Origin of the sequence: Streptosporangium sp. NBC_01469 (assembly GCF_036227305.1) — a bacterium.
GTDB lineage: Bacteria > Actinomycetota > Actinomycetes > Streptosporangiales > Streptosporangiaceae > Streptosporangium.
In genome coordinates, this window is sequence record NZ_CP109465.1 from 7,701,982 (window position 1) to 7,728,922 (window position 26,941).

The 26,941-nt window shown below is 70.1% G+C and carries 18 protein-coding genes; 5 read left to right on the top strand and 13 right to left on the bottom strand.

The window, feature by feature from the left end:
- The first annotated feature begins 82 nt into the window (after positions 1–82).
- Both OG587_RS33700 and OG587_RS33705 read left to right on the top strand, forming a co-directional pair.
- Positions 83–6,166, top strand: coding sequence for an RHS repeat domain-containing protein (locus OG587_RS33700; protein WP_329082517.1), 6,084 nt, complete (start codon positions 83–85; stop codon positions 6,164–6,166).
- Positions 6,167–6,543: 377 nt separating this feature from the next.
- Complete coding sequence (locus tag OG587_RS33705; RefSeq protein WP_329082519.1) at positions 6,544–7,308, top strand: S1 family peptidase; 765 nt, start codon at positions 6,544–6,546, stop codon at positions 7,306–7,308.
- A gap of 8 nt (positions 7,309–7,316) precedes the next feature.
- Here OG587_RS33705 and OG587_RS33710 read toward each other — a convergent pair whose 3' ends face one another.
- Positions 7,317–7,445: a hypothetical protein gene (locus OG587_RS33710; RefSeq protein ID WP_329082521.1), complete on the bottom strand. Its 129-nt coding sequence runs from the start codon at positions 7,443–7,445 to the stop codon at positions 7,317–7,319.
- 212 nt (positions 7,446–7,657) lie between these two features.
- Between OG587_RS33710 and OG587_RS33715 the strand changes: the two genes are divergently transcribed.
- On the top strand, positions 7,658–7,945 hold the full coding sequence (locus OG587_RS33715; RefSeq protein WP_329082522.1) for a hypothetical protein: 288 nt from the start codon (positions 7,658–7,660) through the stop codon (positions 7,943–7,945).
- Positions 7,946–8,017: 72 nt separating this feature from the next.
- On the opposite strand, the gene OG587_RS33720 is transcribed toward OG587_RS33715, so the two are convergent.
- The 6 genes from OG587_RS33720 to OG587_RS33745 form a co-directional block, all read right to left on the bottom strand.
- A complete protein-coding gene (locus OG587_RS33720; RefSeq protein ID WP_329082523.1) occupies positions 8,018–8,572 on the bottom strand; it encodes a sarcosine oxidase subunit gamma in 555 nt (184 codons plus the stop codon).
- 127 nt (positions 8,573–8,699) lie between these two features.
- Positions 8,700–11,864, bottom strand: a complete 3,165-nt coding sequence (locus OG587_RS33725) for a 2Fe-2S iron-sulfur cluster-binding protein (protein ID WP_329082524.1) — start codon at positions 11,862–11,864, stop codon at positions 8,700–8,702.
- Positions 11,861–12,139 (bottom strand): sarcosine oxidase subunit delta, encoded by a 279-nt coding sequence (locus OG587_RS33730; RefSeq protein WP_329082526.1) that lies wholly within the window; start codon positions 12,137–12,139, stop codon positions 11,861–11,863. The genes OG587_RS33725 and OG587_RS33730 overlap by 4 nt, the downstream gene beginning before the upstream one ends.
- Before the next feature lie 13 nt (positions 12,140–12,152).
- Positions 12,153–13,373, bottom strand: coding sequence for a sarcosine oxidase subunit beta family protein (locus OG587_RS33735; protein WP_329082527.1), 1,221 nt, complete (start codon positions 13,371–13,373; stop codon positions 12,153–12,155).
- A 147-nt stretch (positions 13,374–13,520) separates the two neighbouring features.
- Positions 13,521–15,947 (bottom strand): GcvT family protein, encoded by a 2,427-nt coding sequence (locus OG587_RS33740; protein WP_329082529.1) that lies wholly within the window; start codon positions 15,945–15,947, stop codon positions 13,521–13,523.
- 403 nt (positions 15,948–16,350) lie between these two features.
- Positions 16,351–16,926, bottom strand: a complete 576-nt coding sequence (locus tag OG587_RS33745) for a hypothetical protein (protein WP_329082531.1) — start codon at positions 16,924–16,926, stop codon at positions 16,351–16,353.
- 527 nt (positions 16,927–17,453) lie between these two features.
- Here OG587_RS33745 and OG587_RS33750 point away from each other — a divergent pair.
- Both OG587_RS33750 and OG587_RS33755 read left to right on the top strand, forming a co-directional pair.
- Positions 17,454–17,792 carry a hypothetical protein gene (locus OG587_RS33750; RefSeq protein ID WP_329082533.1) on the top strand — a complete coding sequence of 113 codons (339 nt, stop codon included), beginning with the start codon at positions 17,454–17,456 and terminating at the stop codon, positions 17,790–17,792.
- Positions 17,789–18,076, top strand: coding sequence for a hypothetical protein (locus OG587_RS33755; protein WP_329082534.1), 288 nt, complete (start codon positions 17,789–17,791; stop codon positions 18,074–18,076). The genes OG587_RS33750 and OG587_RS33755 overlap by 4 nt, the downstream gene beginning before the upstream one ends.
- A gap of 303 nt (positions 18,077–18,379) precedes the next feature.
- On the opposite strand, the gene OG587_RS33760 is transcribed toward OG587_RS33755, so the two are convergent.
- From OG587_RS33760 to betA, 6 genes are all read right to left on the bottom strand, one after another.
- A complete protein-coding gene (locus OG587_RS33760; RefSeq protein WP_329082535.1) occupies positions 18,380–19,375 on the bottom strand; it encodes an ABC transporter substrate-binding protein in 996 nt (331 codons plus the stop codon).
- Positions 19,376–19,486: 111 nt separating this feature from the next.
- On the bottom strand, positions 19,487–21,481 hold the full coding sequence (locus OG587_RS33765) for an ABC transporter permease (protein ID WP_329094091.1): 1,995 nt from the start codon (positions 21,479–21,481) through the stop codon (positions 19,487–19,489).
- Entirely contained in the window at positions 21,481–22,605 is a 1,125-nt protein-coding gene (locus tag OG587_RS33770; protein WP_329082536.1) for a quaternary amine ABC transporter ATP-binding protein, read from the bottom strand. The genes OG587_RS33765 and OG587_RS33770 overlap by 1 nt, the downstream gene beginning before the upstream one ends.
- A gap of 45 nt (positions 22,606–22,650) precedes the next feature.
- Positions 22,651–24,108 (bottom strand): aldehyde dehydrogenase family protein, encoded by a 1,458-nt coding sequence (locus tag OG587_RS33775; protein ID WP_329082538.1) that lies wholly within the window; start codon positions 24,106–24,108, stop codon positions 22,651–22,653.
- An 86-nt stretch (positions 24,109–24,194) separates the two neighbouring features.
- Positions 24,195–24,998, bottom strand: coding sequence for an IclR family transcriptional regulator (locus tag OG587_RS33780; RefSeq protein WP_329082540.1), 804 nt, complete (start codon positions 24,996–24,998; stop codon positions 24,195–24,197).
- Between the two features lie 293 nt (positions 24,999–25,291).
- Positions 25,292–26,932 (bottom strand): choline dehydrogenase, encoded by a 1,641-nt coding sequence (gene betA, locus OG587_RS33785; protein ID WP_329082541.1) that lies wholly within the window; start codon positions 26,930–26,932, stop codon positions 25,292–25,294.
- Positions 26,933–26,941: the final 9 nt, after the last annotated feature.

Sequence of the window (26,941 nt, forward strand, 5' to 3'; positions counted from 1 at the left end):
AATCCCTGATCTTCCCGACTCCTCCTGGAACCTTTTCCAGGGCTCCAAGCTCGAGTCTTCCTGGCCACGCAGGCTCGCGACCGTGTTCTCCGTCCTCATGGTCGTGCCGCTGGTGCACGCCATGCCCGCCTCGGCCGCCGCCCGCCCGGCCCCGACCGTGCAGCAGGAGACGCCGGTCAAGGGCAAAGCGGTCCCGGTCCTGCCGGCGATGGCCGACCCCGTGCAGAAACAGGCATGGAAGACGCCACCGAACGTCACCTGGCCCAAACCTCAGAAGGCTGAGCTGGGCGGCGGCGCCACCACCCTGGCGGCCGACTTCCCGGTGAAGCTGGCCCCCCGCGAAGGGGAGGCCAGAGCGGCCGCGGCCGCCGAGCCGGTGAGCGTGGAACTGCTCGACACCGACCGGCTTGGCCTGACGATGCGCGTCTCCCCCGGCCAGGGCGTCGCGACGGCCAGGGCGGCGAAGAAGACTCGCCTGCAGGTCGACTACTCGGGCTTCCGTTACGCCTACGGGGGCGACTACGGTGCCCGGCTTCGAATGGTCAAGCTGGACGAATGCGCGCTCAACACCGCTGCGACGAAGTGCCCGCAGCCGCAGACGGTGAAGAGCGAGAACGACGCCAAGGCGGGCACCCTGACCGCCGAGGTCGAGACCGGCGCCGTGTACGCGCTCACGGCCGCCGCCTCCGGCCAGTCCGGTGACCACTCGGCCACCTCGCTGTCCCCCTCCGCCGACTGGAGCATCGGCGCCCAGACCGGCGACTTCACCTGGGGGCACGAGATGCGCACGCCGCCCGCGCTGGGTGGCGACGAGCCGGAGATCTCACTGGCCTACTCCTCGCAGAGCCTGGACGGCCGCACCGCCTCCACCAACAACCAGGCGTCATGGGCCGGTGACGGCTTCGAGCTGAGCCCCGGCGGCTACATCGAGCGCCGCCACAAGTCCTGCATGATCGACGGTAAGAAGACCGGCGACCTGTGCTGGGACCAGGACAACGCCACGCTGGCCCTCGGCGGCTCCGCCGTCGAGCTGGTCAAGGACGCCACGACCAAGCAGTGGCGGCCCAAGCGCGACGACGGCACCCGCATCGAGTACCTCACCGGGGCCACCAACGGTGACAACAACGGGGAGTACTGGCGCATCACCAGCGCCGACGGCACCCAGTACACCTTCGGCCTCAACCGCCTGCCCGGCTGGGTGACCGGCAAGCCGGAGACCAAGTCGGTCCAGACGGTGCCGGTGTTCGGCAACAACAGCGGCGAGCCCTGCTACTCCAGCACCCCGGCCAACGCCTGGTGTCAGCAGGCCTACCGGTGGAACCTCGACTACGCCCTGGACACCCACGGGAACGCGACCACGTACTGGTACGAGCGCGAGACCAACTACTACGGCCGCAACTCCAAGCCCGAGCTGGGCACCCAGTACGTCCGGGGCGCCTACCTCACCCGTATCGACTACGGCTACCTGCAGAACGAGCTGTTCACCAAGTCCCCGGCGGCCCGCGTGCTGTTCGAGGTGGCCGAGCGCTGCCTGCCCAGCGGCACCGTCACCTGCGCCTCCGACCAGCTCAAGAAGGAGACCGCCAGTCACTGGCCGGACGTCCCGTTCGACCAGATCTGCGACTCCGGTGTGAAGTGCACCGACCGCCTGGCGCCGACGTTCTTCACCCGCAAGCGGCTGACCAAGGTCACCACCCAGGTCCTCAACCGCTCCGGCCAGTACTACGCGGTGGACTCCTGGGCGCTGACCCACCAGTTCCCCGCCACGGGTGACGGCCTCAGCCCGTCGCTGTGGCTGGCCTCGATCCAGCAGACCGGTCACGTGGGCGGCACGATCGCGCTGCCCAAGACCACGTTCGCCGGCATCCAGCTCCCCAACAGGGTGGACGCGAACGAGGGCCGTGCCCCGCTGGTCAAGTGGCGCGTCCAGTCGGTCGACAACGGGACCGGCGGCGAGCTACGGATCAACTACGCCCCCGCCGAGTGCAAGCCGGGCGAACTGCCGGCGGCCGACAAGAACACCAAGCGGTGCTTCCCGCAGCGCTGGGCGCCGCAGAACGAGACCGAGGTGACCGACTGGTTCCACAAGTACGTGGTGTCACAGACGGTCGAGGTGGACCGCGTCGCGGCCTCGCCCAACGCGGTCACCAGCTACGAGTACCTGGACGGCGCCGCCTGGCACTACGCCGACAACATCCTCGTCAAGCCCGAGCACCGCACGTGGTCGGACTTCCGCGGATTCGGCCGGGTACGGGTACGCGAGGGCGACGGGCAGGACACCAAGCGCACGCTTACCGAGTTCCGGTACTTCCGCGGCATGCACGGCGACAAGCAGGCCGACGGCTCCAAGCGCAGCGCGCAGGTCGAGGACTCCGAGGGAGTCAAGGTGGACGACCTCGACCAGTACGCCAGTCTCGAGCGCGAGGAGATCCTGTACGACGGCGACGGCGGGGCCATCCTGAAGGCGGCCGTCGAGCAGCCGTGGTCGGTGAAGACCGCGGAGTCCACGCAGGGCGGCGTCACCAAGACCGCGTACGTGGTCGAGGCCAAGTCCATGGTGACCCGTACCGCGATGCCCGGCGGTAAATGGCGGCGTACCGGCGAGGAGCGCTCGTACGACACCAAGGGCCTGCTCACCCAGGTCGAGGAGAAGGGCGACCTGGCCTCGACCAACGACGACAGGTGCGTCAACTACACCTACGCCCGCAACGACGCGAGCTGGATGCTCGACTACCCCAGCCGCGTCCAGAAGGTCGCCGCGAGCTGCGGCACCACCACGTCCACGCTGATCTCCGACGAGAAGGTCCAGTACGACGGCAAGGCGTACGGCCAGGCGCCGAGCAAGGGTGATGTGACCCTGGTCCAGCAGCTCGTCTCCGGGGACGGCGCGACGATCACCGACAGCACCCACACCTACGACGTGTACGGTCGCGAGACCAGCGAGACCGACGCGATCGGCACCCAGTCCGTGACCGCCTACAGCCCGGCCACGGGCGCCCTTCCCAACGAGGTGACCGAGACCAACGAGCTCGGCCACGTCAACCGCACGATCCTCGAACCGGCCTGGGGCGAGCCCGTCGCCGAGGTCGACGTGAACAACCGCCGCGTCGACATCGAGTACGACGCGCTCGGCCGCCTGACCAAGGTCTGGCAGCCCGACCGCAGCAAGGCGGGCGAGCAGTCGCCCAGCACCGAGTACTCCTACGTCATGCGCGCCGACGGCCCCAGCGTCGTCACCACGAAGACGCTGCGCGCCGACGGCGGCTACACCGCCAGCCACGAGCTGTACGACGGCCTGACGCGCGAGCGCCAGACCCAGGAACCCGCGCCCAGGAACGACCAGACGCAGGATCCCGCGCTGCGTGACGGCCGCACGATCACCGACACCTTCTACAACTCGCTGGGCGAGCAGTCCAAGGCCAACACCGGCTACTTCGCCACCGGGGCGCCCTCCACCACCCTGCTGGCGGTGGCCGACACCGACGTGCCCACGCAGGTCGTGTCCGTCTTCGACGGGACGGGTGACGTCAACGTCCAGATCCTCAAGGCGAAGGGCGTGGAGAAGTACCGGGTCTTCTCCGAGGAGGAGGGCGACAGGGTTCACGTCACGCCGCCTCCGGGCGGCACGGCGACCACCCGCATCGGTGACGCCGAGGACCGCCTGCTCGAACTGCGCCAGTACAAGGGCGAGACCCCGACCGGCGAGTACGAGGCGACCAAGTACACCTACGACCACGCCGGACGGCTGTCCACGGTGACCGACCCGGCGGGCAACGTGTGGCGCCACCACTACGACGTGCGCGGCAGGGAGATCAAGACCGAGGACCCCGACAAGGGCGTCACCACGATGACCTACAACGACGCCGACGAGCTGATCAGCACCACCGACGCCCGCGGCAAGACCATGTGGTACGTCTACGACGAGCTGGGCCGCAAGAAGGAGCAGCGTGAGGGCTCCGCGACCGGTCCGCTGCTCGCCGAGTGGAAGTACGACGCGCTGGCCAAGGGCCACATGAACGCCAGCATCCGGTACGTGGGCGGGCAGGCGTACAAGGCGGAGATCAACGCGATCGACGCCGACTACCGCCCGCTGCGCGAGACCGTCACCATCCCCGAGCGGGAGGGCAAGCTGGCGGGCTCGTACGTGCTCAACACCCGCTACACGCTCGACGACCAGGTCCAGTCCGTCACCTTCCCCGCCGCGGGCGGGCTGGCGGAGGAGTCGGTCGCCTACACCTACGACGAGCTGAGCCAGCCGACCAAGGTCACCGGCCTGTCGCCGTACGTGAGCGCGACCCGCTACTCCAAGCTGGGCGAGACCCTGCAGTACGAGCTGGGCACCGGAGACAAGAAGACCTGGCTCACCTATACCCATGACGAGTCCACCCGCAGGCTGACCAGCATGCGACTGGACAGGGAGGGCACAACCGCGACCGACCTGGACCTCAACTACACCTACGACGCGGTCGGCAACGTCACCAAGATCGCTGATAGGGGGGCGAGCGGCCAGGACACGCAGTGCTTCGACTATGACCAGATGCGCCGCCTGACCTCGGCCTGGACGGGCACCGACGACTGCGCGAGCCAGACACCCACAGCCGGCAAGATCGGCGGCGTGGCGCCGTACGCGACCAGCTACGCCTACGACTCCATCGGCAACCGGACCAAGGAGACCAAGCACGCCTGGGGCGGCATGGGCGAGACGGTCCGCAACTCCACCTACCCGCAGGCGGGCGGCAAGCGGCCGCACGCGCTGCAGTCCGTCGGCACGGACCTCTTCGAGTACGACGCCGCGGGCAACACCACCAGGCGCAAGGTCGGCGCCGTGGACCAGGCCCTGGTCTGGGACGCCGAAGGCAACCTGGAGTCGGTGACGGAGGCGGGCAAGACCACGTCGTTCGTGTACGACGCGGAAGGCGACCGGCTGATCCGCAAGACCCCGACCGACGCCACGCTCTACGTCGACGACATGGAGCTGCGCTTCGACTTCGCCAAGGACGCCGTCGAGCAGACCCGCTACTACACCATCAACGACCAGCCCATCGCGGTGCGCACGCCGGACAACAAGGTCTACCTCCTGGCCAACGACCACCAGGGCACCGCGCAGGCCGCGGTGAACGCCGGCAACGGCGACCTGGCCGTACGGAGGATGACCCCGTTCGGCGAGAACCGGGGCGCGCCACCTCCGTGGTGGCCCGGGGAACGCGGATTCGTCGGAGGCACGCAGGATTCGACGACCGGGCTCGTCCACCTCGGCGCCCGCGAGTACGACCCCAAGAACGGCCGCTTCCTGTCGGTGGACCCGATCATCGACGATGTGGATCCGCAGCAGCTCAACGCCTACGCCTACGCCAACAACAGCCCCGTCACCATGAGCGACCCCGACGGGCAGTGGGTCTGGATCCCGGTCGCCATCGGCGTCCGGTTCGGGGCCCGCTACCTCATGAAGAAGGCGGCCGAGCGCGCCATCAGGCGGAAGATGCTCCAGCGCATCCGGGAGGCGGCCAGGAAGCGTGCCCTGGCTGAGGCCAGGAAGAAGGCCCTGGAGGATGCCAGGAAGAAGGCCCTGGCGGAGGCCAAGAAACGGGCCGCCGCCGAGGAGAAGAGGAAGCGGCTGGCGGCGGCCAGGAAGAAGATGGCCGAGGTGGCCAGGAAGGCGAAGGAGGCCGCGGCGAAACGAAGGGCCGCGGCCGCGGCTAAGAGAGAGGCGAGGAGGGCGGCTCGCGAGGCGGTCGCCAAGAGAAAGATGGCGCAGGCGGCTCAGAGGCGGAACCGCCAGGCCGGCAGGCTCCCCAGGGGAATCCAGGAGGCGCGCTCACGCGCGGCGAGGCGGCCGACCAGCCACAGGGCGGCGCGGCGGCAGTCACCGCCCAAGGCGAACCGGCAGCCGGCGCGGCCACGGCCGAGCCAGGTCTACCGGAACGACGGCTCCGCTCAACCGACCCAGTCCTACACCGTCTACGGCAACGGCCGGATGTATCCACAGGGGAGGCCACCGTCGAGCCTGCCGCGGAACGGCTCCGGCCAGGGTGAGAAGCAGATCTTCAAGCCGGAGAAGTACGAGATCGAGGCGAACCGGAGGGGAGGCGCGACCGCCGAACTCGGCGCCCGAGGCCAGAAGATCGCGGACAACATCATCGATCTGTTCGACACCTGGTTCGGTTAAATGAGCTGACAGCGCTTTCTTCCGCTGAACACTGACCGGCGCGGGGCCCTCGTGGTCCCGCGCCGGTCCCGTCTCAGCGGAGCACGTCAGCCGTCAGCCCGTGTCGCACGCCGGTTGCGCGTCACGGTCTCCTTGGCGTCACGGTCTCCATGGCTACGGCAAGCCGCTACCCGGTTGATCGTCGGGGCCTTGCGAACGGGGGCGCGATTCCACGCCGAGTGCCGAGATCATCGACAGCCGGAGCGGGCGTGGTACCGGCCGCGGACCGCGGACCGCCGGAGGCGGCTCGGCAAGCAGCGAGTAGATCTTTCTGCGCCCTGTATCAAATGCACCTCTCGGGCAGTTACAGTTCCCGCGTGCGTTTCATCCCTTTTGTCATGATTTCCGTTGCGCTCACCGCGACCGCCGTGTCCCCCGCCTCCCCCGCGCGGGCCATCACGAACGGCTCGCCCGACCTGACCGTTCACCCGCAGGTGGGAGCCATCATCGGCGACAAGCCGAACGGTGATGGCACCTGGTCCTACTGCACCGGCACGCTCATCTCGCCGACCGTCTTCCTCACCGCCGCCCACTGCTCGGAGCCGGGGCAGAAGACCGCCCGGGTCTCGTTCTCCAGCCGCTACCAGCCCGGGGACAAGGTCTACACCGGCCGCTACATCCCCGACTCGCGGTACAAGGACGAGTCCGATCTTCATGACATGGCCGTTGTCGTCTTCGGCACGGCGATCTCGGACATCGAGCCCGCCAGACTGCCCGCCGAGGGCCTGCTGGACCGCCTCGAGGCCGACAAGACCCTGAAGACGATGCGCTTCACCCCGGTCGGGTACGGCGCCATGGCAACGGCCAAGGGGAAGCGTAAGACGCGGCTGACCTACAACGACACCCGTCACCAGACGTCCATCTCCTTCGAGGATCTCACCCGCGGATGGCTCAAACTGTCGCTGGATCCCGCCAAGGACGACGGCAGCACCTGCTTCGGCGACTCGGGCGGCCCGAACTTCCTGGGAGGCCCCACCTCGGACCTGCTCGTGGCCACCACGATCAGCGGAGACGACGACGCGTGCAAGAAGACCAACTACGACTACCGCCTGGACACCCCTCAGGCCCGGAGTTTCCTCAAGAAGTTCGTCACGCTCCCCTGACCGGGTGATCACCCCGGCGGGACGCCGCCCCCTGCCGGGGACGGCATCGTCTTCGACACGCCCCGCGTCAACACCGACGACAACGCGAACGGCCGCGTCCACGAGCCGGTGACGACCTCGGCCTCCACCGACGTCACCGAGGTCACCCCGGCCCGGCACCGTGGCCACAGCTGTTCCGGCGACTCGGCCACGACCGGCAGACCGCCGAGATCCCGGCCCGCGTCCAGGCGACCGGCTCCCGCTTCGACGGAGCCGACGACTCGGCCCCGGACGGCGCCCTCACCCGGGCCGAGGTGAACGCGGTCCTCACCCTCTCGATCCGCCGATCCGAGCTCCTCCGGGCCCAGGGGTGGCCGACAACCAGATGGGGCTGGCGTCGGGTCTCTACAACTCGAACCGCCGGCTCGGGGTCGGCCTGTGCCTCGGCGTCGCGGTGGCGGTGGCGTCACTGGCCGCCGGGTCCGGACAGGGGATCTCCATCGGCGGGATCCAGACGGCGTTCTGGCTCTCCATCGCGCTTTCCGTGGTGATCGTGATCATCTCCGCGACCGTGCTGCCGACGGTGCGCACACCGGCTCCCGCCGCTCCGGCCGCTTCCGTCCCTGAGGCCAAGTCCGCCTCCGTGGCCGGCGCGTAGGTCTCCGCACGTTCGAGGGCCGGTCCCGGCACCCGCCGGGACCGGCCCTTCGCCGTTCGTCCGCGGATCGCATCAACCGCCCAGATACTCCCCCGCCGCGTCGAGGAGCCAGGCCGCGAGGTAACCCGCGAAGGACGAGCGTACGAAGATGTGGAACTCGTCGCCCTCGCCACGCGCGAGGACGACCTGGGCACGGGCGAGCGTGGTCTGGGCGCAGCGGCCGGGGCCGAACGCGCGGGGGTGCAGGTCGAGGGCGCAGCCGTGGGAGAGCAGGTCGCGGGTCCTGGGTCCGGTCACGAGCAGTACGGTCCGCTGGGCGGAGACGTCGGTGACGGCGGCGTGACCGGTTCCCGCGGCGGCTCGCAGGCGGGCCTCCAGACCGGTGTCGCCCGGAGGAGCGACGACCAGCCACTCGTCGGGGCCGAGCCACAGCACTCGGGTGCCGCTCACGGCCGTACCGGATGGTGGCACCTCGCCGCCGATACTCGCGGAGGTACCGGGTTCGGCGGGGAGCGGGACGCCGAGGGCGCGGGCGATGTCGGCGGCGGTGCCGCTCCCGGGCTCCACCCGCAGGTCGACCTGGGTGAGGAACGGCAGCTCCGCGATGCGAAGGTCCGGGCTCGACACCGGTCGCAACCGGGCGAGCGGGCTCAGCCGCCCGGACGGCTCCGTTCCCGGCGGTTCCGCTGCCGAGGGCTCCGTTACGGACCACCCCGCTCCGTACGGCGGGCTCGGTCGTGGCCCGGTCGGTGGCTCAGCCATCGCGGCGCGCTCCCTCGGGGTCGTAGAGGACGTGGTGGGTGACGGTGACGGGCAGCAGTTCCCGTCCGACGGGTACGTACAGCCGCTCGCCGACGCGTTCGCGCCCGCCGCTGACGAGGGCGAGGGCGAAGGTCCTGCCGAGCGCGGCGCTGCGGTAGCTGGAGGTGACGTGGCCGAGCATGGGGACCGGCGGCTCGGGCAGCCGGTCGACGGCCACCAGGTGGGAGCCCTCGGGCAGCAGGACGTCCGGGTCGAGCGGCAGCAGGCCGACCAGGTGTTTGCGGTCGGGCCTGGCGGTGTCGGCGCGGGCGAAGGAGCGCTTCCCGATGAAGTCGGCCTTCTTCTTGGACACCACCCACTCCATGCCGAGGTCGGCGGGGGTGACCGTGCCGTCGGTGTCCTGGCCCACGATGGGGTAGCCCTTCTCGGCCCGCAGCACGTGCATGGTCTCGGTCCCGTACGGGGTGACCGCGCCGGTGGCCTGGAGGGCCTTCCACAGGGCGAGCCCGTCCCAGGCACTGACGTTGATCTCGTACGCCAGCTCGCCGGAGAAGCTGATCCGGCACACCCGCGCGTCGAGGCCGGCCACCCGGGTGTCGCGCCACGTCATGAACGGGAAGCTCGCGTTGTCCACGGCCAGGTCGGGGGCGAGTCCGGCCAGCACCTCGCGGGAGCGCGGCCCGGCGAGCGCGACCGTCGCCCACTGCTCGGTGACGGAGGTGCAGTAGACCCGTAGCGAGGGCCACTCGGTCTGCAGCCACTCCTCCATCCAGTCGAGAACGGCGGCGGCGTTGCCGGTGGTGGTGGTCACCAGGAAACGGTCCTCGGCCAGGCGGATCACCGTACCGTCGTCGAAGACCATCCCGTCCGGGCGGCACATCACGCCGTAGCGGATCGAGCCGACCTTGAGGGTGCTCATCATGTTGGTGTAGAGCCGGTCGAGCAGTTCCGCGGCGTCCGGCCCCTGGATGTCGATCTTGCCGAGCGTGGAGGCGTCCATGGCTCCGGCGGCCTCCCGCACGGCCCGGCACTCGCGCAGGACGGCGGCCTCCATGTCCTCGCCCTCGCGGGGGTAGTACCAGGGCCGCCGCCACTGGCCGACGTTCTCGAACGGCGCCCCGTACGCCACGTGCCACTCGTGCAGCGCGGTGACCCGGACGGGGTCGTGCAGCGCTCCCCTGTCGCGCCCGGCGAGGGTCGCGAAGGAGACCGGCACGTAGGGGGCGCGGAAGGTGGTGGTGCCGAGCTCCGAGACGTCCACGCCGAGGACGTGGGCGACGACACCGCTGGTGAGCACCCCGGAGGTCTTGCCCTGATCGTGCGCGGTCCCCGCGGTGGTGTAACGCTTGACGTGCTCGACCGAACGGAGCCCGGCCCCGGTGGCGCGCATGACATCGGCGACGGTGACGTCGCGCTGCAGGTCGACGAAGTGGGTCCGGTAGTCGTCGGCGGGGACGAGCCACACGTGCTCGGCGGGGGTGGCCCCGGGTGCCCCTCCGGTGTTCGGGACCACCTCCGTGTCCCGCGCTCCCCCGGCCTGCGGGCCCTCCGTGTCCGGAGACCCCTCCCCTGCCCTCGGAGCCCCCGTGTCCTGGGGTGTCTCCCCCGCCCTCGAGGCCTCTGTGTCCGGGGAAGTTTCCCCTGTTCCCTGGACGGATGAGCGGGGGGCGGTCGAGGGCGCTCGGAAACCGGTCGCCTCGGCGGCTCGCGCCCCGGCGGCGGCGCCGTCCTCCAGACAGGCTGCCAGGGTGAGGAGCCCTCTGGCGGCCCCGGCGACCTCGACGGCCTGGCGGCTGCTCCCGGGGACGAAGGAGCCGAGCACCTCGTCGTAGCGGAGCGTCCCCCCGGCCTGGCTGAACAGGTGGACGGCAGGGTTCCAGCCGCCCGAGACGAGCAGCAGGTCGGCCTCGATCACGCGCCCGGTGGAAGCGACCGCCCTGGAAACGGCCATCTCAGAAGTGTCCGTTCCGGAAGCGACCATCCTGGAAACAGCCATCTCCGAAATGGCCCTCCCTGAAGCGGCCAGCCCAGAAGCGGCCGGTCCGGAAACGGCCGGTCCGGAAGGTGTGCCGTCCTCGGCGGGTCTTTCCGAGACGGTCACGGAGGTGACCCCGTGCTCGCCGTTCACGCGGGTGACGAAGTGACCGGTGAGCACCTCGGCACCGCCCAAGCCACCCAAGCCGCCCGGACCGCTCAAGCCGTCCAGACCGCTCAAACCACTCAAGCCGTCCAGGCTGCCCAGGCCCTGGGCGACGGCGGCGGCGCGCGTGTCCACGACGGCGGCGATCTCGACGCCCGCGGCGGCCAGGTCGCGGGCCGCGGCGTAGGCACTGTCCCCGGTGGTGAACACCACCGCGCGGCGGCCGGGCAGGACCCCGTACCGGTTCACGTAAGCGCGTGCCGAACCGGCGAGCATGACCCCCGGCAGATCGTTGCCCGCGAAGGCGATCGAGCGTTCGTGTGCGCCCGTGGCGAGCACGACGCGGCGGGCCCGGATGCGCCAGACGCGCTCGCGGGAGGAGGCGTTCTCTCCCCTGCGTTCCACGGCGACCAGGTAGTTGTCGTCGTAGTAGCCGAACACGCTGGTACGGGTGAGTACCCGCGTCTCCGGGTGGATCTCCAGCGCGGCCAGCGCGGTGGCGGCCCATGTCGTGCCCGGGACGCCGTCGACGGTCTCGCCGGTGTCGGGCAGGCTGCCGCCGGGCGAGGGACGGTCGTCGGCGAGGATCACCCGGGCGCCCGACCCGGCCGCCGCGGTCGCCGCCGCCAGGCCCGCCGGGCCCGCGCCGACCACCAGGACGTCGCAGTGCGCGTACACGCCGTCGTAGCGCGCCGGGTCGGGCTCGGCGGCGAGCCTGCCCCTGCCCGGCAGGCCGGTGGCCACCAGTCCGGCGTACAGCTCGACGACGGTGGCCTGGAGCATCGGCTCGGGGAAGGGCTGCTCGATCTGGACGACGGCGTTGGGCTCCTCGGTCCAGGCGGCGAAGATCCCGCGGGGGCGGCCCAGCGCGACGCTCGTCGCGACCGTGCGAACACCGTTGGCGAGCAGCGCGGAGGCGAGCGTGTCGCCCCGGTACCCCTCGTAGTCGCGGCCGTCGAACCGGAACGGCAGCGCCTCCCCGCGATGGCCCGCCCGGCGGAACGGCTGCCCGCTCACCGGCCCACCGGCCTTGGCTCGCCCGCGCGGTAGACGGCGTGGAACTCGTTGGTGGCGGTGTCGCGGACCGCGTTGAACCAGCGGCGGCATCCGGCCGCGTGGTGCCAGCGCTCGGCGAACGGCCCCTTCGGGTTGTCGCGGAAGAACAGGTACCGGGCCCACTCCTCGTCGGAGAGCGCGGCGGGGTCGCCGGGGTAGGCGACGTGGGCCTGCCCGCCGTAGTGGAACTCGGCCTCGTCCCGTGGCCCGCACCACGGACAGGGAATCAGCAACATCGGTCGGGCTCCTTCAGTGGGCCACCGCGGCGGCGCCGTGCTCGTCCACGAGCGCCCCGGTGGTGAATCGTTCGAGCGTGAAGGCGGCGTTGAGGGGATGCGGCTCGCCGTGGGCGATCGTGTGCGCGTAGCACCACCCGACGCCCGGGGTGGCCTTGAAGCCGCCGGTCCCCCATCCGCAGTTGACGTAGAGGCGGTCGACGGGGGTGAGCCCGACGACGGGCGAGGCGTCGGGGGTGACGTCGACCACCCCGCCCCAGGTACGCAGCACGTGGGCCCGCGCGAAGACGGGGAACAGCTCCAGCGCCGCCGCCATCTGCCGCTCGATGATGTGGAACGCGCCGCGCTGCCGGTAGGAGTTGTACGCGTCGATGCCCGCCCCCATGACCAGCTCGCCCTTGTGAGCCTGGCTGACGTAGACGTGCACCGCGTTGGACATGACCACCGTGGGGTGTACGGGCTCCAGCAGCTCCGAGACGAGGGCCTGCAGCGGGTGGCTCTGCACCGGCAGTTCCACCCCCGCCATCCGGCCGACGACCGAGGAGTGCCCGGCCGCGCACATCGCGACCCTGCCCGCGGCGATGCGACCCCTGCTGGTGCGTACGGCCTCCACCCGCCCGTCCACGACGTCGATGCCGGTGACCTCGCAGTGCTCGATCAGGTCGACGCCCATCGCGGCGGCGGCGCGGGCGAATCCCCAGGCCACGTAGTCGTGCTTGGCGATCCCTGCGCGCGGCTGGTAGGTGGCGCCGAGGACCGGGTAGCGCGTGTCGGGCGAGACGTTGATGATCGGGCAGACCTCCTTCACCTCCTCGGGGCCGAGCCATTCGGCGTCGACGCCGTTGAGGCGGTTGGCGTTGACCCGGCGGACGCCCTCCCTGACGTCCTGCAGGCTGTGCGCGAGGTTGAGCACGCCGCGCTGGCTGAACAGGAGCGGGTAGCCGAGATCCTCCTCCAGCCCCTCCCACAGCTTGAGCGAGTGCTCGTAGATGCCCGCGCTCTCGTCCAGGAGGTAGTTGGAGCGGATGATGGTGGTGTTGCGGGCCATGTTGCCGCCAGCCAGCCAGCCCTTCTCCAGCACGGCCACGTTGGTGATCCCGTGATTTTTGGCCAGGTAGTAGGCGGTGGCCAGGCCGTGACCTCCGCCGCCGACGATCACCACGTCGTAGGAGGCCTTCGGCTCGGGGCCGCTCCAAAGCCAGTCGGGGTGCTCGGGCAGCTCCTCGGTGCTCATCGTCGTCCTTTCTCGGTCCCGCCGACGGACCCCGGCGTGGTGGGTTCCGACGTGATGGGTGCCTGCGTCAAGAAACCCGGCGTCACGGACATCGGGTCCGCCGGGTTCACCGGGCGCATGGGCGTGTCCCTCCGTCCTGGCGGCCCGCTAGCCACGCAGGCGCTCCATCGCCGGGTCGTACAGCGGCTCCTCGGCGACGACGGCGGCCACCCGCCGGTCGAAGTAGCCGATGTGCAGCTCCCGCCCCGGCACGGACAGCGCGGCGGGCAGCCAGGCGTAGGCGATGCCCCTGCCTATCGTGTAGCCGTAGGCGGCGCTGGTGACGTATCCGACGGGGGACGCGCCGTCGTACACCGGCTCCTTGCCCATGACGACGGCGGCCGGGTCGTCGACGGTGAGGCAGGTCAGCCTGCGCCGGGTGGCCGCGCCGCGCTCGGCCACGGCCGCGCGGCCGATGAAGTCGCCCCTGTCGGCCTTGCGCACGGCGAAGCCGAGACCTGCCTCGTACGGGTCGTGCTCGTAGGTCATGTCGGTGCCGAAGGAGCGGTAACCCTTCTCCAGGCGCAGGCTGTTGAAGGCGCCGCGGCCCCCCGCGATGATCCCGTGCTCCTGTCCCGCCTCCCAGAGGGTGTCCCACAGCTTCGCGCCCATGTCGGCCGTCGTGTAGAGCTCCCAGCCCAGCTCCCCGATGTAGGAGAGCCGCAGCGCGGTGACGGGCACGGTGCCGACGTACGCGCGCGTGCCCCGGAAGTAGCGGAACCCGCCGGGGCCGAAGGCGGGACCGGCGAGCGGGGCCACGACCTCTCTGGCCCGGGGACCCCAGACGCCGACGCAGCAGGTTCCGGACGTGATGTCGGTGACGGTGACCGACCCGTCGGCGGGCAGATGGCGGTGGAACCAGTCAAGGTCCAGGTTGCCGTTGGCGCCGACCTGGAACAGGTCGCGGCCCAGCCGGGCCACGGTGATGTCGCTGCGGATGCCGCCGTCGTGGTCGAGCAGCAGGCAGTACGTGACCGAGCCGACGGACTTGTCGACGTCGCCCGTGGACATCCGCTGGAGGAAGGCGGCGGCCCCTCGGCCCGCGACCTCGATCCGCTTGAGCGCGCTCATGTCGTAGAGGGCCACGGTCTCGCGCGAGGCCTGGGCCTCGGCACCGACGATCGGCGACCAGTGGCGGGCGGCCCAGTCGTTGGGACGGGGGATGTCGCGGCCGTCGAGCAGGGGCGCGTTGGCGCCGTACCACTGGGGGCGTTCCCAGCCGGTGGCCTCCAGGAAGTACGCGTCCAGCTCGCGCTGGCGGGTGTGGAAGGGGCTGGTGCGCAGCGGGCGCAGGTTCTCGGCCGGTTGGAGCGGGTGGATGATGTCGTAGACCTCGACGAAGTTCTGGCAGTCGCGGGTGCGGACGTACTCGGGGGCCAGCTGGTGGGCCTCGAACCGGTTGACGTCGCACTCGTGCAGGTCGAAGGACGAGCAGTGGCCGTCGGCCAGCCACTCGGCCATGGCGCGGCCCACTCCGGCCGAATGGGTGACCCACACGGCCTCGGCCACCCAGAAGCCCCGCACGTCGCGCGACTGCCCGAGCAGCGGCATGTTGTCGGTGGTGAAGGAGAACAGGCCGTTGACGCCCGCTTCGAGTCCGGCCTCCCCGGTGGCGGGCAGCAGCGACCTCGTCTCGGCCCAGGCGGGGGCGAAGTCGTCGTCGGTGAACGGCAGCACCGACGGCATGACCTCGGCGTCGGCGATCGGGAGGATCTCCTCGGCGGTGATCGGCATCGGGCGGTGGCCGTAGTAGCCGATGCCGAGCCGCTCGAACCGCTCCCGGTAGTACAGGTCGGCGTCCTGGTGGCGCAGGATCGGCCGGACGGCCTCCTCGGCCTGCCCGGCGAGCGCGGGGAGGGGACCGGTCCAGGCGAGCTGGTGGGCGAGGGGGGTGAGCGGCAGTGCCATGCCGACCATGCCCGCGACCTTGGGGCCCCAGATCCCGGCGCAGCAGACCACGAGGTCGGCGGGGATCTCGCCCCGGTCGGTGACGACGGCCGCGACCCGGTCGTCCTCGACGCGGATGTCCAGCACCTCGTGCCGGTCGAGGACGCGGACGCCCCGTTCCCGTGCGCGCGCGAGCTGGACCTCGACGGCGCGCACGGCTTTCGCCAGGCCATCGGTGGGGACGAACAGCCCTCCGAGGACCCTGGCCCGGTCGAGCAGGGAGTGGCGCTCCACGCACTCCTGGGGGGTGAGCAGGCGCGCCTCGATCCCCCAGGCGACGGCCCAGCCGTGGCGGCGGTGCAGCTCGGTGAGCCGCTCGGGCGTGGTGGCCACCTCCAGGCCGCCCACCTGGAGGAAGCAGTCGAGGTCGACGAGCTTCTCGACGGTGTAGCGGGCCAGTTCCGTCATGGTCTTGGAAGGGTTGGTCTGGAAGACCAGGCCCGGCGCGTGGGAGGACGATCCCCCGGTGGCGGGCACGGCGCCCTGGTCGACGACGGTGATGTCGTCCCAGCCCCTGGCCGAGAGCTCGTCGGCCAGCGCCGCCCCGACGACCCCGGCTCCGATGATGACGACGCGCCGGCCCGCCATACCCACCTCCATCGTTGCGCATTCCGAAACGAAGTGCGCTTCCCGCAACAGATTGTCCTCCCGTCGACAACACTGTCAAGGACGGGCCGACGGTCTTCCACGGGAAACGGCGAACGGGAACAGCCGGGCCCGCTCCGTCCCCTCGCGTTCTGAATCGCTCCAGGTCTGATGGAGGCTCTGATGTGCCCCTGGTCTTGTAGAGGCGGGTTCTTGGATTCTTGTGCCACTCGTTGAGAGGAGAGTGGCATGGGACGGCGTGGCTACCCGTCGGAGTTCCGGCGTAAGGTGCCAGATCTCGTTGAGGCGGGCCGCAAGGTCACCGACGTGGCCCGTGACCTGGGCGTACGGTCCACGCCCGTCCACCGTTGTCCGCCCCCGTCCGGGGTCGTTGTCACCCAGTTGGTCACCCAGAACTGGCGCTCTCCGCAGGCTTTCGCGGCTCCTCCGCCCAGACGTCCCGGCCGTTGCTCCACAGCTCGGAGGCGTGATAGCCGAACCGGTCGAACAGTCCGTCGTCCTGGTAGCGGCGCAGGTGCATCATCGGCGAGTCGTGGCCGACGAGCTTGGCCAGGTGCGGCGTCACGAGCATCTCGGAGTCGAAGCGGAAGACGCTCATCGCGATGTGCTCGTCTCCGAAGCGCGCTTCGATGCCGGGTACGTTCCGAACCTGCTCGATCTCCGAGAGGGTGATCCGGATGCGGGTGGAGACCGTCAACGGGACGTTCTCCACCTCCTCCCTGCGGCGGGTGACCTCGCTGTCCGGGTCGCCGATCAGGAATCGGATCTTGCACCCTTGCTCGGCCTTGCGCTTGAGGACCTTGGCGAGGTTGGGGTGTTCCAGCCACAGGAAGTAGTTGGTGTACCCGGCGAAGACGATCTCGTTGCGGGCCGAGGTGATCAGGTTGCGCCAGATCGACTTGGGGCAAGCCGACCGATAGGGGTAAACGGTCAGAACCTCTCGATCCGGACCGGTCTTCACGGTGTTACGGATAGCCTCTGGCCACAACACGGACGTATCAACTCCTAATGCCTCGGCGGCGGCCAACTGGTGCCGGAGGTGCGGAACTCGTGCCTCATCCTGTAACCAGCGTTCCACCGTCTTAACATCCACCTCGCAACGGTCCGCCAGGTTCTGGTTGCTCAGCTTCGCCTCGAGCATGGCGCGGCGTAAGGGGACGTTGGCCACGGTGCACCTCGTGGAGTGAGGACGTCAGGGACGTTTTCGACTCTAACTTTGAAACGTCCTGGACGTCTCTGGAACGCGGCGGGTTCGTCACCCAAATGGAATGACGCTTACTCCATGTCAACCCCCGTAATTCTGGAAGACCTCCAGGCGGCTTTTCCCGGATGGTGTATTTGGCGTAGTTCTGCGGGTCGTTTGTGGGCCACCCGGAACGGTCGGCACCTTACCGACGAAGAGGTGAACCGTGGCCTCTATCGGACAATCGACGCCGACGACGTTGCCGAACTCGCCCAGCAGCTCCGCGACCAGGAGGGGCTGGAGTCATGAGCACCCTCGACAGGAAAGAGCCGGCTCAACGATGCCCGGCCGCCCTGGCTGCCGAGCGCCTGCGGATCGGCCTCGAACACTGCGGCGTCTCAGCCGACGTCCACCAAGGCCACGGCGTCTCCCTGCTCTCCGTCTGGACCAACCTCGTGGTCTGGACGGACGGGCTTGCCTACCGCTGGTGGACAGGGAAGATCTCAGCGAAGACGGGCCGCCGCTTGTACCGGGTCTACGGCGTGGACAACCCGATCACCGTCGCCCACTGCATCGCCCAGCGGTACGAAGAACTCCGCAAGGCTTCCCACTGGTCCAAGGGTGTCGCGGAGCGCACGTCGTGATTCTGCTCGATGAGTGCCTGAGTCCGCATGTGGTGATGCCGCAGCGAGATCACATCCGTCTGGATTGGCGAGAGCCGTACCCGACGCTTGAACGGGCACGCTCGGTGGCCTGGACCTGCTGGTGCCGCGCCACGGTCTACGAACTGTGCGAGGGCGGCGGTCGAGCGTTCGTCCGGCGAACCCTGCAGCTTGATGACGGCCATCAGGTCTATGAGACCTCCACCTGGCCGATCGGCGAAGCTCGGGCGATATGGACGGCGTTGCTGTCCGGAAGAGCCCGGTAAGACGGGCGTGGCGGCGTGAGATCTGGAGGGACCCATGTCGCCACGCCTCCCAAAGGAAGCAGATCAATCGATAACAAGATCGAGGGCATTTCACGGCTGGCCGGCCATCGGAACACGGTGGTCACGGAGGCCGTCTATCGAAAGTAAATCCGGCCGGTGCTCATACAGGGCGTGAAGGCCATGGATGACATCTTCGAGAGTTAGTCACTCACGCCCCGTTCCGAAGATCAGGAACGGGGCGTTTTGGCTGGTGGGCACTACTGGGTTCGAACCAGTGACATCTCGCTTGTAAGGCGAGCGCGCTCAGGAGGTGGGGAGCCAGGCTTTCACCTTGTCGGGGTTGTCGCCGACCCACTTCTCCGCGGCCTCCTCGGCCGTCATCTTGTCCTCGGAGATGTACTTGGCCACGAGGTTCTGGTCCTCGTTCGTCCAGGTGAAGTTCTTGACCAGGTCGTACGCCGGGCTGCCGGAGTCGGCGAACTTCTTGCTCACGATCTTGTCGAGGTCGTAGAGCGGGTAGTCGCAGGCCACCTTCTCCGCGTCGGCGTCGCAGCCCTCGGTGTACTCGGGCAGCTTGACCTTGACGAGCTTGACCTCCGACAGGAACCACTGCGGCTCGTAGAAGTAGCCGAGCATCGGGGTCTTCTGCTTCTCGGCCTGCCTGAACCCGGTGATGAGCGCCGCCTCGCTGCCCGCGTAGACGACCTTGTAGTCCAGCTTCAGGTTCTTCACCAGGGCCGCGTCGTTGGTCACGAAGGAGGGGTCGCCGTCGAGCAGCTGCCCCTTGCCCCCGGACTCGGAGGTCTTGAACAGGTCGGCGTACTTGTTGAGGTTCTTCCAGTCGGTGATGTCGGGGTACTTCTCGGCCATCCACGGCGGCACGTACCAGCCGATGACGCCCTTGTTGCCCGTCGATCCGGCCGAGACGGCGACCTTCTGGTCCTCGATGTACTTCTTCTTCAGGTCGTCGTGGGCCCAGTTCTCCACGATCGCGTCGACCTCGCCGGTGGCGAAGCCCTGCCAGGCGATCTCCTCCTTGAGGTCCTTCTTGGTGACCGAGCAGCCGAGGTCCTTCTCGGCCACGTGGGCGATGACCGCCGCGGTCGCCTCGTACCCGACCCACGGGTTGATGGCGATGTTGACCGTGCCGCACTCCTTCTTGCCGTCCGCGCTCGAGGCTGCCGGGGCGGCCCCTCCGTCGCTCTCGCCGACCTTCGCCCCGCCGCACGCGGAGACGAGGAGGCCGGTCGCGACCAGGAGCGCCATCGCCCGCGGTCGCCCGATCCTCGAAACTGTCACCAGGTCCTCCTGTATTGGTGTCGTGTGCCGTGTTCGGTTCCGCCCGGCGGGTGTCCGGCCGCGCCCGGTTTCTCGGTACGTCTCTCCCTGCTTCTCGCTGCTTTCAAGTTCTCAACGGGCGCCGTGCGCCTCGGCGTCGGCCCGCCGTGCCGCCGTCCTGGTGATGCGCTCCAGCATGATCCCGAGTACGACGATCGCCACGCCCGCGGCGAGTCCCTTGCCCCGCAGCTGCAGCTGGGAGAAGCCCGCCACCACGTCGTAGCCGAGCGCGCCCGCGCCGACCAGGCCGCCGACGACGACCATGGCGAGCACGTAGATGAGCCCCTGGCTCGCGGCGAGGGTGAGCGCGCTGCGCGCCATCGGCAGCTGCACCTTGGTGATGAGCTGCCAGGTGCTGGAACCCGCGGCCGTGGCGGCCTCCACCGCGCTCGGCGCCACGCCGCGGATGCCGTCCGCGGTGAGTTTGACCGCCACCGGGGCGGCGTAGACGACCGCGGCGATGATCGCGGTGATCCGGGTGGCGCCGAACAGGCCGAGGATCGGCACCAGGTAGACGAACGGCGGCATGGTCTGCCCGGCGTCGAGGACGGGCCGCACCACTTGGTCGACGCGGTCGCTGCGCCCCATCCAGACGCCGACCACCACTCCGAGGACCATCACCAGGACGGTGGCCACGAGCGTCGAGGCGAGCGTCACCATGCTGTCCTGCCACAGGCCGAGCCCGACGAGCAGGGCGACGCAGACCGCGGTGACGAGCACGACCCTGACGTTCGACAGGATCGCGGCGAACGCGATCAGCACGGCGCCGACCAGCCACCACGGCGAGCCGGTGAGCAGCGCCTCGAACGGGTTGAGCAGGCCGTAGGAGACGGCGTTCCTGAACGCGCCGGTGTAGACGGCGAGGTTGTCCTGCGCCCACAGGGTGGCCGCGTCGACCCCCTGACGGACGTACCGTCCTATGTTCGCCTCGCTCGGGAACTCCGCGGCCCACACGTAGACGTGGGAGAGGTAGGCCAGCACGCCGGTGACCGCCAGGACCGCGCCGATCTCCGCGCGGCGGCGGCCGGGTCCGCGCGAGCGTCCGGCCCGGTGCCGGATCTCGACGCGGCGCCCCGCGGCGGAGGTGACCCGGTCGAGCACGATGGCCATGACGACGATGGCCAGGCCCGCGTTGAAGGCACTGCCGACGTCGAGGGTCTCCAGCGCCTTGACGACGGTCTTGCCCAGGCCGGGGGCGTCGATCAGCGCGGCGATGGTGACCATGCACAGCGCGGCCATGATGGTCTGGTTGACGCCGACGATGATGGTCCGCTTGGCCAGCGGGAGCCGTACCTTCCTCAGTGACTGCCAGGCGGTCGAGCCGAGGGAGGCGCTGGCCTCCAGGGTGGCGGGCCGCACCTCGCGGATGCCGTGCGCGGTGATGCGGATCGCGGGCGGGACGGCGTAGATGACGGTCGCCACGGTGGCGCTCGCGGGGCCGATGAGGAAGAACAGGGTGAGCGGCGCGAGGTAGACGAACGTCGGCATCGTCTGCATGAAGTCGAGCAGCGGGGTGACCAGGCGGTTGAACCGGTCGTTCACCCCGGCCCAGACGCCGAGCGGGATGCCGATCAGCAGCGAGAGCGCGACGGCGGCCAGGGTGAGGGCGAGGGTGTCCATGCTCTCCTCCCACAGGCCCAGCAGGCCGAAGGAGGCGAAGCCGATCGCGGTCAGCAGGGCGACCCGCAGGTTGCCCCACAGCAGCGCGATCGCCGTGGCGAAGGCGACCACGCCCAGCCAGCCGACGACCGGCAGCGGGCGCCCGAAGGACGGCCGGCTGATCAGCGCCTGGACGAACGTGACGGACTCGTCGAGGAAGAGGCGGATGTAGTTGATGAAGTACAGGAAGAACGGGTTGTCGTTCCTGCTGTTGTCGATGACCTCGCTGCCCTCGTTGATCCGTACGTGCAGCGGGGTCAGTTCCGCGCCGCCGAGCTGGAAGGTGTCGCGGCCCTGGACGAACACCCAGATCAGCACCCATGCCGCGACGACGGCGGCCAGCAGGTAGCGGCGGGGCCAGGCGGGCAGGCGCCGCAGGCCACCGGCCGGGGTGGCCTGGGTGGCCATCACCTCTGCTCCCCGGACCTGACGGGCCCGGCGGGCCTGCCGGGGGTTCCCTCGGGAGCCGGCTCGGCGAGCACTCCGAGGACCTCCTCGGCGGTGACGACCCCCAGCAGCTCACCGCCCTCGACGACCTTGACCGGGCGCGTCGCGCGCAGGACCGTGTGCACGACGTCGCGTACGACGACGTCCGGCCCGACCTCCGGACCGTCCAGCGGTTCGTCCGGCCGGGGCGGGCGCATGATCCAGCGGGTGGTGAGCACGTTCGAGCGGGGCACGTCCCTGACGAACTCGCGCACGTAGTCGTCCACGGGCGCCCCGACGACCTCGTCCGGCGTGCCCATCTGGACGAGCTCGCCGTCGCGCATGATGAGGATGCGGTCGCCGAGCTTGAGCGCCTCGCTCAGGTCGTGCGTGATGAAGATCATCGTCTTGCCGACCTCGCGGTGCAGGCGGATGACCTCGTTCTGCATGTCCCGCCTGATCAGCGGGTCGAGCGCGGAGAACGGCTCGTCGAAGAAGAGCACGTCCGGGTCCACCGCGAGGGCCCTGGCCAGCCCGACGCGCTGCTGCATGCCGCCCGACAGCTGGTCGGGGTAGGAGTCTTCGGAGCCCGACAGGCCGACGAGCTCGACCATCTCCCTGGCCCGCTCGTAGCGGGCCGCCTTCCCCGTGCCGCGGATCTCCAGCCCGTAGGCCACGTTGTCCAGGACCCGCCGGTGCGGCAGCAGCCCGAAGTTCTGGAAGACCATGGCGAAGCGGTGGCGGCGCAGCTCGCGCAGCTGCCTGTCGCCCGCCTTGCGGATGTCCTCGCCGTCGAACAGCACCTCTCCGGCCGTCGGCTCGACGAGCCGCGTCAGGCAGCGTACGAGGGTGGACTTGCCGGAGCCGGACAGCCCCATGACGACGAAGACCTCCTGGGGCCGCACGCTGAAGGAGACGTCGCGGACGGCGGTCACGCAGCCCGTCCTCGCCCTCAGCTCACTCCGCGAGAGCTCCGCGAGCGGGGTCCCGACGATCCGGTCCGGACGCGGGCCGAAGACCTTCCAGAGACCTCGCACGTCGAGGACGGCCCGGTCCTCGCTCCGCGCGGCGGCTCCCGGCCGCACCTGCTGGGTCGGTGACGTCATGGTGGTGACCACCTCACGGGTCGTCTGGTGACGGGGGTTGGTCCGTCAGCTGCGGAACCACCGCTGCGGGCGGGGGCGGACGTTCTGCCACACGTGCTTGGTCTCCCGATACTCGGCCAAGCCCGCCGGGCCCAGCTCGCGGCCGATCCCCGACTGCTTGAAACCGCCCCACTCCGCCTGCGGGACGTAGGGGTGGTAGTCGTTGATCCAGACGGTGCCGTGCCGGAGCCGCCCGGCGACCCGCTGGGCTTTCCCCGCGTCCTGCGTCCACACCGCCCCGGCCAGGCCGTAGTCGGTGTCGTTGCCGAGGCGGACCGCCTCGTCCTCGTCGCCGAAGCGCTCGACGGTGAGGACGGGCCCGAAGGACTCCTCGCGGACCACCCGCATGCCCCGGTGACATTCGTCGAGGATGGTCGGCGGGTAGAAGTGGCCCTCGCCGGGGAGTCTCTCCCCGCCGCAGCGCAGCACCGCGCCCTCCGCGACGCCGGACGCGACGTACGCCTCGACCTTGGCCAGGTGCGCGGCGGAGATGAGCGGACCGGTCTCGGCCTCGGGATCGAAGGGGCCGCCGAGGCGGATGCGGGCGGCGCGGCGTACGAGCTCGTCGACGAAGGTGTCGTGCAGGGAGTCCTCGACCAGCAGGCGGGCACCGGCCGAGCAGACCTGCCCGGAGTGGAGGAACACCGCGGTGAGGGCGAAGTCGAGGGCGGTCTCGACGTCGGCGTCGGCGAAGACGATGTTGGGGTTCTTGCCGCCGAGCTCCAGCGCGACCCTCTTCACCGTGGCCGCCGCCGACGCCATGATCGTACGGCCGGTCGCGAGGCCGCCGGTGAACGAGACCATGTCCACGTCGGGGTGCTCGGCCAGCGGGGCGCCGACCTCGGCGCCCGCTCCGAGGACGAGGTTGCCGACGCCCGGGGGCAGCCCGGCCTCCTCCAGCAGGCGCATGAACATGATCGCGGTGGACGGGGTGAGCTCGCTGGGCTTGAGGACGAAGGTGTTCCCCGCGACCAGCGCGGGGGCGACCTTCCACGAGGCCTGCAGCAGCGGGTAGTTCCAGGGGGTGATGAGGCCGCACACCCCGACCGGTTCGTGGACGACGCGGCTGATCGCGTCGTCGCGGCCGGTGTCGATCACGCGGCCCGCGTCGGTCCCGGCGATGCCGCCGAAGTAGCGCAGGCAGGCCACCACGTCGGCGACGTCGTACTCGCTCTCGACGAGCCGCTTGCCGGTGTCGAGCGACTCGGCCCTGGCCACGTTCTTGACGTCTCGTTCGAGCAGGTCGGCGACCCTCAGCAGCAGCGCGCCGCGCTCGCGTTCGGGGGTGGACGCCCAGCTGCCCTCGTCGAACGCCGTGCGGGCCTCGGCGATCGCGATCTCGGTGTCGGCCCGGGTGGCCTCCGACACGGTCGCCACGAGCCCGCCGTCGGCCGGTGAGCGGATCTCCCGGTGGCCGCCCGCGACGGGATCCCTCCAGGTGCCACCGAGGTAGAGATCTGACACGAACGGCCGTCCTTCCGGCTACCGCATGATCCGTTGCGTATGACGCATCGGAATGCTTAACGAGGAACAGAATCGACCCTTTTTGTTCATGCAGTCAAGGCTTTGCGGTCTTCATTACCGTGCCAGCCCAATCGTGAGGAAACCTCATCCGCGGCCGCCATCACCTGCTCGGCCACCTTGGGGAGTCGCTCGGACGGCAGCCGGAAGGTCGGCCCGGACACGCTCATCGAGGCGACGACGGCGCCCTCGACGTTGAAGATCGGCGCCGCCACCGCGGTCAGGCCGATCTCCAGCTCGTCCGCGGCGGTGGCGTACCCGCGCCTCCTGACGGCGTCGAGTTCCTCGCGCAGCAGCCCGGCGTCGGTGACGGTCAGGTCGGTGAACGGGCGCAGCGGCCCGGCGGCCAGCTGCTCGAACCGCTCTTCCGGGGCGTGGGCGAGCAGCACCTTGCCGTTGGACGTCGCGTGCAGCGCCACCCGCCGCCCCGCCCAGTTGTAGGCCTGCAGGGCCGAGGGACCCGCCATCTGGTCGACGTACAGGGCCTCGTCCCGATCGAGGATGGCCACGTTGACGGTCTCGCCGACCGCCGCCGCGAGCCGCTCACCACTGGCGCGGCTCTCCCGCACCACGTCGAGCCTGACGGTCGCGGCGCCCGCGAGCCGGACGATCCCCACTCCCAGCCGGTACTTCCCCCGGTCGGCGGTCTGCTCGACGAGCTCGTGCAGCTCCAGCGTCATGACGAGGCGGAACGCCGTGGAGCGGTGCACCCCCAGCTCCGCGGCGATCTCGCTGACGCCCAGGTCGCCGTGCCGGGCGAGCAGCCGCAGGACGGACAGCGCACGGTCGACGGACTGCACCGCAGCGCCATCTCTCTCCAGCTCGTTGCTCATGACACAACTTTAAGCGGGTTACGCACAAGCTCGGCCTCCGAGACGCCCCGGCGCCTCGTAGAACTCCAGGGTCTCCTCCACCGACGCGCACGGCATCAACGGCACCGTCGTCTCGTTCGGCCGAACCGTGGCCTCACTCACGTCATCCCACCTTCCGGGGTCGTCCGACGAGGCTCGCACCCTTCGGTGAGACTCGCAGATGGATCGTTCCATCACGGAAGGCGGCCGGTTCAGCCGGCGACCTTCGCCGGGGTCACCGCCGGAGCGAGCCTTCGAGGCCGCGCGAGACGCGGTCAGCGGGGGGAGCCGTCGCGGTGCCGGTAGAAGTCGGCGTGCTCGGCGGCGAGCGGGGTGTTGCCCAGGATCAGGTCGGCCGCCTTCTCCGCCACCATCATGACCGGCGCGTAGATGTTGCCGTTGGTCACGTACGGCATCACCGAGGCGTCCACCACGCGCAACCCGTCGAGGCCGTGGACCCGCATGGACAGCGGGTCCACCACGGACAGGGGATCGACGCCCATCCTGGCGGTGCACGAGGGGTGCAGCGCGGTCTCGCCATCCCTGGCCACCCAGTCGAGGATCTCCTCGTCGGTCTCGACCCCGGGGCCCGGCGACAGCTCCCCCGCGTTGAACGCGTCCATGGCGGGCTGGTTCAGGATGTCGCGGGCGACCCGGACGGCCTCCACCCACTCGCGCCGGTCCTGGTCGGTGGACAGGTAGTTGAAGCGCAGTGCCGGGTGGACCTTGGGGTCGGTGCTCTTGATCTTCACCGAGCCGCGCGAGTCGGAGTACATCGGCCCGATGTGCACCTGGTAGCCGTGCCCGCCCGCGGGCGCGGAGCCGTCGTAGCGGACCGCGATGGGCAGGAAGTGGAACATCAGGTTGGGGTAGTCGACGTCGTCGTTGCTCCGGGTGAAGCCGCCCGCCTCGAAGTGGTTGGTCGCGCCGGGGCCGCTGCGCAGGAACAGCCACCGCGCGCCGATCAGCGGCCGGTTGCGCCACCTCATCGCGGGCTGCATCGACACCGGCTGCTTGCAGCCGTACTGGATGTAGACCTCCAGGTGGTCCTGGAGGTTCTCGCCGACGCCCGGCAGGTCGTGCACGACGTCGACGCCGAGGGCGCTCAGCTCCGCGGCGTTGCCCACCCCGGAGAGCTGGAGCAGCTGCGGGGAGTTGATCGCGCCGCCGCACAGGATCACCTCGCCCGCGCGGACCGTCCGGCCGTCGTACTCGACGCCGACGGCACGCTTTCCCTCGAAGAGGACCTTGGTGACGTGCGCCCGCGTCCTGACCTCCAGGTTGGGACGGTTCATGACGGGGTGCAGGTAGGCGCGGGCGGCCGACAGGCGGCGTCCCCTGCTGATGTTGCGGTCGAAGCGGGCGAAGCCCTCCTGGCGGTAGCCGTTGACGTCGTCGGTCAGCGGGTACCCGGCCTGCCGCACCGCCTCGAAGAAGGCGCCGAACAGCGGGTTGCGCACCGGCCCGCGCTCCAGCACCAGGGGGCCGCCCCTCCCCCGCCAGGAGTCGGCGGGGTCGGCGGCCAGGCAGTTCTCCATGCGCTTGAAGTAGGGCAGGCAGTGCGCGAAGTCCCAGGTCCCCATGCCCTCGTCGGCGCCCCAGCGCTCGTAGTCCATCGGGTTGCCGCGCTGGAAGATCATCCCATTGATGCTGCTGGAGCCGCCCAGCACCTTGCCCCTGGCATGGTAGATCCGGCGGCCGTTCATGTGCGGCTCGGGCTCGGACTCGTACTTCCAGTCGTAGAAACGGCTCCCGATGGGGAAGGGCAGCGCGGCGGGCATGTGGATGAAGACGTCCCACGGGTAGTCCGGGCGGCCCGCCTCCAGCACCAGCACCCGGTGGGCGGGATCGGCGGACAGCCGGTTCGCGAGGGCGCTTCCCGCCGAACCGCCCCCGACGATGACGAAGTCGTACATGTCTGCCTC

What these genes read in the sequence shown, in the direction of transcription:
- OG587_RS33705 (WP_329082519.1), top strand. Translation starts at nt 6,544, where the DNA reads ATGATTTCCGTTGCGCTCACCGCGACCGCCGTGTCCCCCGCCTCCCCC.
- OG587_RS33730 (WP_329082526.1), bottom strand. Translation starts at nt 12,139, where the DNA reads ATGTTGCTGATTCCCTGTCCGTGGTGCGGGCCACGGGACGAGGCCGAG.
- OG587_RS33735 (WP_329082527.1), bottom strand. Translation starts at nt 13,373, where the DNA reads ATGAGCACCGAGGAGCTGCCCGAGCACCCCGACTGGCTTTGGAGCGGC.
- OG587_RS33740 (WP_329082529.1), bottom strand. Translation starts at nt 15,947, where the DNA reads ATGGCGGGCCGGCGCGTCGTCATCATCGGAGCCGGGGTCGTCGGGGCG.
- OG587_RS33750 (WP_329082533.1), top strand. Translation starts at nt 17,454, where the DNA reads ATGAGCACCCTCGACAGGAAAGAGCCGGCTCAACGATGCCCGGCCGCC.
- OG587_RS33765 (WP_329094091.1), bottom strand. Translation starts at nt 21,481, where the DNA reads ATGGCCACCCAGGCCACCCCGGCCGGTGGCCTGCGGCGCCTGCCCGCC.
- OG587_RS33770 (WP_329082536.1), bottom strand. Translation starts at nt 22,605, where the DNA reads ATGACGTCACCGACCCAGCAGGTGCGGCCGGGAGCCGCCGCGCGGAGC.
- OG587_RS33780 (WP_329082540.1), bottom strand. Translation starts at nt 24,998, where the DNA reads ATGAGCAACGAGCTGGAGAGAGATGGCGCTGCGGTGCAGTCCGTCGAC.
- betA (WP_329082541.1), bottom strand. Translation starts at nt 26,932, where the DNA reads ATGTACGACTTCGTCATCGTCGGGGGCGGTTCGGCGGGAAGCGCCCTC.